This is a genomic window from Phytoactinopolyspora endophytica (assembly GCF_004138495.1).
GTDB lineage: Bacteria > Actinomycetota > Actinomycetes > Jiangellales > Jiangellaceae > Phytoactinopolyspora > Phytoactinopolyspora endophytica.
In genome coordinates, this window is record NZ_ML142862.1 from 62,301 (window position 1) to 63,697 (window position 1,397).

General features: G+C 69.1%; 1 protein-coding gene and 1 pseudogene. One reads left to right on the forward strand and one right to left on the reverse strand.

From position 1 onward, the window contains the following. Positions 1 to 266: 266 nt before the first annotated feature. Entirely contained in the window at positions 267 to 1,064 is a 798-nt protein-coding gene (locus ELR45_RS23535; protein WP_129668524.1) for an SDR family NAD(P)-dependent oxidoreductase, read from the forward strand. Between the two features lie 56 nt (positions 1,065 to 1,120). On the opposite strand, the pseudogene ELR45_RS38860 reads toward ELR45_RS23535, so the two are convergent. Beyond that, positions 1,121 to 1,397, reverse strand: a pseudogene (locus ELR45_RS38860) (DnaJ family domain-containing protein); the annotation flags it as partial.

The following is a 1,397-nucleotide window of genomic DNA, read 5'->3' on the forward strand; positions in this document are numbered from 1 at the left end:
AGGCCACGACGTGCGGTGTGGCCGGCTGGATCAGCTGGTCACAGCCTGGACATCGGTAGGGCTTGGTCGATGAACTGCCCGTGATGCGGCGGACGACCCATTCGCCGTCAGGCCACGACTCAACCGTCTCGTGCACATGGATATCGTCTCTCATATGTTCGATCGCTGGGGCAGCGCGGTGGCGCGGCGTCATTGGATCGTGCTCGTCGCGGCGCTGCTGGCGGCCGTCATCAGCGGAAGCTACGGGATCGGCGTCGGGAGCAATGATGGTTGAGGCATCGCATGTCGTGACAGGAGGCGGGCGTGGCGTCGGGCGGGCCGTCGTGGAACGGGTCCTCGGCGCCGGCGGTCATGCCGTCATCGTGGAGCTCGATCCGAATCTTCTCGACTGGATCGACGACCATCCGGCCAAGGACCGTATCGAGCCGGTCATCGGCAGCGCCGACGACGAGGCCGTCTGCGCTCACGCCGCCGAACGCGCACGCTCACGCGCGCCTCTGGCCGGCTGGGTGAACAACGCAGCGGTCCTCCGGGATGCGTCGCTTCACACGGAGCAGATCAGCGCGGTACTCGACTCGATCGGCGTCAACCTCCGAATGGCCGTCACCGGCTGTGCGGCCGCCGTCCGGTCGTTCCTGTCCGCCGGAATCGGGGGGTCCATCGTCAACGTCTCCTCACACCAGGCGCAACGGCCGGTGCCGGGCTGCCTGCCCTACGCCACTGCGAAAGCCGGCATCGAAGGGCTCACCCGGGCCGTCGCCGTCGACTACGGCCAGTACGGAATCCGCGCCAACGCCGTCGCGCTGGGGACGATCGCCGTCGAGCGGTATGTCAACGACATCGCACAGCTCGGTCCGGCACGCGGCGCAACGTGGGCTCGGGAAACGGAGCGGCTGCACGCACTCGAACGGGTCGGCCAACCGGACGAGGCCGCCGCCACTATCGCGTACCTGCTCTCCGACCAGGCCAGTTTCATCAGCGGAGCGGTCATCCCGGTCGACGGCGGCCGAGCCGCGCTGGCCCGCGAACCGGCAGCCGGGCCAGAGCATGGCGGCGAGGTCTGAGAGCTTCCACAGGGCGCCAACGAGCCGCCCTACTGACTGACCCCCCGTGAGGGCTGTCATCCCTCACGACGGCGACGAGAGAACCTTCGCCACCATCGACCACGCTGGTCCGACGAGCTCGGCGTCGGAGCCGGCGTGGACTCGGCCTGAGTGGCGGGTTCACCGGCGTCCGCAGCGGCCAGGTCCGCTGCCCGCCACGCTCGCCATTGGTCGACGATCTCGTCCGCGTTGGCGAGTGGCACCGCGATCTGAGGGCCGGACGGCGAGCGCAGATGATCCTTGACCCGCTCGTTGAGGGCGATCACCACGTCCCGCACTGCCCGCTCCGTCGGC

Coding starts and splice junctions, on each gene's coding strand:
- ELR45_RS23535 (WP_129668524.1), top strand. CDS start 267: ATGGTTGAGGCATCGCATGTCGTGACAGGAGGCGGGCGTGGCGTCGGG.